At 68.3% G+C, this 4,077-nt stretch carries 4 protein-coding genes; all 4 read left to right on the top strand.

Features of this window, described 5'->3' with window-relative positions:
- Positions 1-206: 206 nt before the first annotated feature.
- Positions 207-539, top strand: a complete 333-nt coding sequence (locus ACFC09_RS45825; RefSeq protein ID WP_376539121.1) for a helix-turn-helix domain-containing protein — start codon at positions 207-209, stop codon at positions 537-539.
- A 4-nt stretch (positions 540-543) separates the two neighbouring features.
- Positions 544-2,136 (top strand): hypothetical protein, encoded by a 1,593-nt coding sequence (locus ACFC09_RS45820; protein ID WP_376539119.1) that lies wholly within the window; start codon positions 544-546, stop codon positions 2,134-2,136.
- A 42-nt stretch (positions 2,137-2,178) separates the two neighbouring features.
- Positions 2,179-2,730, top strand: a complete 552-nt coding sequence (locus ACFC09_RS45815; RefSeq protein WP_376539117.1) for a YciI family protein — start codon at positions 2,179-2,181, stop codon at positions 2,728-2,730.
- Between the two features lie 431 nt (positions 2,731-3,161).
- Positions 3,162-4,061, top strand: coding sequence for a hypothetical protein (locus tag ACFC09_RS45810; RefSeq protein ID WP_376539115.1), 900 nt, complete (start codon positions 3,162-3,164; stop codon positions 4,059-4,061).
- Positions 4,062-4,077 lie beyond the last annotated feature (16 nt).

Genomic DNA, 4,077 nt, shown 5'->3' with positions numbered 1-4,077 from the left:
GCTCGACCCCGGCGACGGTAGAAGTCGGCACGACCGGCCTCATTCCGAACCCCTGCGAATCACTCCAACGAGGCACCCACAGAAGATCTGCGCCCTTCCTGGATCGCCACGACCATGCGGTATATCCACGTGCAGCAGACCCGGGTCGAGGACGCCTGGGTCGCCGGGATGGAACGGGCCGCGAAGCGGCTGGAAGGACTGGCCCGATGAGGTGGAACCTGCGGCTGACCGCCGCGAACAAGGGTATCTGGAAGGCGTCCGAGCTCCAGCGGAGCCTGGCCGAGCACGGCCTGGTGATCTCGGCCGGCAAGATGTCCGGGCTGTGGTCCGGCCAGCCGGTCTCGCTCAAGCTGGAGGACCTGGACGTCATCTGCGTGGTCCTCGGCTGTGAGATTGGAGACCTGCTGATCCCCGAACCGGAGAAGGTCAGCCGACCTGGCCAGGCAGAGGAGACGGAACGGGCCGCGGTCGGTGCGGGAACCGCCGCACCAAAGGTGATTCCCAAGCGCCGGGACGGCCGGTCGCTGCCGCCGGAGTGATCCAGTGGCACGGTTCCCGAAGGGCTACGTCAAGCCCACCGATTCCTGCGACAGCTGCCTGGCCTGGGGAAACTTCAGCGGCCGCCTCTGCCCCACCTGCTACATGTTGGGTCGCGGCCACGACGCGGCCGCATGCACCGGCTGCCGCCGCGTCCAGCCGCTGAAGTGGAACCACTGCCGCCTGTGCTGGTGCCAGGCCCGCCTCAGCGCGAAGGCCGTCGTCGGCCAGCCCACGGACGAGACGGACGTGCGGAACCGGCTCGCCGCCGTCCGGCATCACCAACTGTTCTTCGTCGGGATGCACTACCGCAGGAGACCGACCCCCGCGGCTCGGACGCGCGGAGGACGGCGGGGAGCCCCGCACAAGCCGCCTCCTGCACCGGCCTGGCGCCCGGATCCCGGCTGGCAGCAGCTACCGCTGTTCGCCCAGATCCCCCGTGACTACAGCCGGCTCGCCCTGGCCGACGCCGACCTGACCAGCCCGTGGCTGGCCTGGGCAAAGTACCTCGCCCACCGGCTCGCCGAGACCCGAGGCTGGGGACGCAACATCCACTTCGCTGTCAACCGCGGCCTGGCCCTCGTCCTCACCGGCCACGTCGAGGGCGACGTCATCCGGCACACGGAGGTCTTCGCCCCGCGGCGGGCCCTGGACCTGCCGGTCGGCCACACCGTCACGGTCCTGGACGAGATGGGGATCTTCGAGGACGACAGCGAACCCTCCTTCGAACGCTGGCTTGCCGAGAGGTTGGAGGGTCTCGCACCCGGCATCCGCTCGGAGGCCGAGCGCTGGACCCGGGTCCTGCGCGACGGCGGCCCCCGCAGCCTCCCACGACGGGAAGGCACGGTCTGGCTCTACCTCAACCGAGTCCGCCCGGCCCTGCTGAAATGGTCAAACCCCTACGACCACCTGCGCGAAGTGACCCGCGACGACGTCCTCACCTACATCAAGACACTGCACGGCCACCAGCGCCACGACCAACTCGTCGCCCTGCGCTCGCTGTTCACATGGGCCAAGCGGAACGGACTGATCTTCCGCAACCCCACCAGCCGGATCAAGGTCGGACAATACGAGTATGCCGTGCTGCAACCGCTCGTCCCCGAGCAGGTCGACCGCTCCGTCGCGGCGGCCACCACCCCGGCGACGCGGCTCATCCTCGCCCTCGCAGCGGTCCACGCCGCCCGGGTCGCCCAGATCGCCAACCTCATGCTCGACGACCTCAACCTCGGCAACCGGCGGCTGACCATCGCCGGACGTGTCCGCCCGCTCGACGACCTCACCCTGAAGCTGCTGCTGGACTGGCTGAAGCACCGGCGAAACCGGTGGCCGAACACCGCGAACCTCCACCTACTGATCAACAACCAGACCGCCACGAAGACCAGCCGCGCCAGCAACCACTGGATCAGCGCCGCGATGCGCGGGCAGGATGCGACGCTGGAACGGCTCCGCGTCGACCGCCAACTCGAAGAGGCCCTGACTCACGGGCCCGACCCGCTCCACCTCGCCGAGGTGTTCGGGCTCGACGAGAAGACCGCGATGCGCTACGCGGACTCCGCACGTGCCCTCCTGGAGCAAGCCGCCGGGCGGTCATTGCAGTGAAACCCGCTCGACCTGTTACCTCCCTGGAAGAGATCCTTGGGCATGGAGTTTCTCTGTTACCACCGCGACCGGTCCGGCTCCCTGCCGCTACGCGACGAACTGCTGGAAGATCATTGGTCCTACATGGACCGGTACGTGAAAGAGATGATCGCCCGGGGCCCGACCCTCACCGACGACGGCCACGCACCCACCGGAAGCGTGCACATCGTCGACCTGCCCGACCCCGCCGCAGCCCGCGCGTTCGCCTTCGACGAGCCGAACTACCAAGCCGGCGTCTACCAGGACGTGCTGCTACGACGATGGCGCAACACGCTGGGGCGCACCATGTGGGACTTCCCCGGCGGCCGGACCGGCGGCAACCGATACCTGGTACTCGGCCTCGGAACGGGGCAGACTGCCGACCTCGACGTGCCGCCGGACCGGGACAAGCTGATCGCCTACGGGCCGCTGCTGTCCGACGACGGCACCACCTGGCTGGGCACGGCGGCGTTGGTCCGGGCACCGGACCCGGACACGGCACGCGCCATCCTGACCGCGGACCGGTACGCCGACATCGAGGTGCACAACTGGCAGTTCGGCGGGCGGCCGTCATAGCCGAGGGCCTCCAGGCCGACGTCACCGCCGAAGCTCTTCGGATCGCTCAGCACCCCCGTGTTCCACATGAACCCACGGATACATCGGCCCGACACACACCGATGGACCCGTGGGTTCGCGCTGAAGAACCTTCGGTTTCCCTGAACACACGGGGATCGACGGCCTCGGGGAACATCGGTACAGCGGTTATCGGTGAGAACGATCATGGTCAGGGGGTGAGTGCGCTGACCCGGTTCTCGTACTCTTGGCGGGCCTGGAGCTGGGCAGACTCCCCGTGGACTTAGACGTGACGGATGTAGGCGGGCGCTGTCGGGAAACCCAGTGCCCACCCAGGCGTCCGCCGCCTATACATAGGGGGACGAGAACTCCGCGCCCGGCCGGCCGCCGGGCAGCCTGCATCCTGCGGGCCCCGACGGAACGGCGAGCACCTGGTGCTGAACCTGGAAGAGCGCATCACCCGAGTCTGGCACCAGGAGGTCCGGCCGCTGGTAGCGGATGCCTACCGCTGCCACAGCACTGGCACCCCCCGGGCCGCCATCGTGGCCACCTGGACCGCAGTCTGCGCCGACATCATCCACAAGCTCTACCAGCTCGCCGAGGACGGCGACGGCACGGCCGCCGAGGTCGTCAAGAGGATCGAGAGGGCCCGCAGCACGGCCGACGCCGAAGCGGTCAAGACGATGCAGCAGGTCGAGGGCAAACTCCTGCAGAACGCGCTCGACCTGGAACTCATCGACTTCGTCGAGCACCGGCAGCTGGAACGTCTGCAGCAGGACCGCAACCTGTGCGCGCACCCTTCCCTGCGCCCGCTCGGGGACGTGTTCACCCCGAGCGGCGAGTACGCACGGGCTCACCTGGTGGCCGCATTGGACGCCCTGCTGGTGCACCCGCCCACCCAGGGCCGCAAGGCATTCGCCCGGTACACGGCTCACGTGGGCGACCCCTCCTTCGTCGGCCACGCCGACTACCTGGTGCAGATGTTCGCCCAGCGCGTGAAGTCCAACGCTTGGAAGCAGATCCTGGGCATCGCGGCCAAGCACGCCATGCTCGAACTGGAGGTGCCTGAGGACACAGGCATCACCGCGAGTGTGGCTGCCGACCGGCACGCGCTGTGCCTGATCGCCTTCGCCCAGCACGATCGAGACGCCGTGCGGGAGGCCGTCACCAAGGCGATGAGCACGTTCAACGGGCTGCCCATCCAGAAGCAGCTCAAGACGATCAGACGCCTGGGCACGTTCGACGTGTTCATGGATGGGCCTTGTCCCCGGGGAGTGGACACCTGTTCGTGTCGTTATGCGGCGAGCGTCAGGGTAGCTGACTGTTGCTCGTAGACGATCGGTGCCTGCT

The sequence above is a fragment of the Streptomyces sp. NPDC056161 genome, assembly GCF_042268025.1.
Classification (GTDB): domain Bacteria; phylum Actinomycetota; class Actinomycetes; order Streptomycetales; family Streptomycetaceae; genus Streptomyces.
Note: the sequence above shows the minus strand (reverse complement) of the source record. Positions and strands in the feature narration are given on the sequence as shown.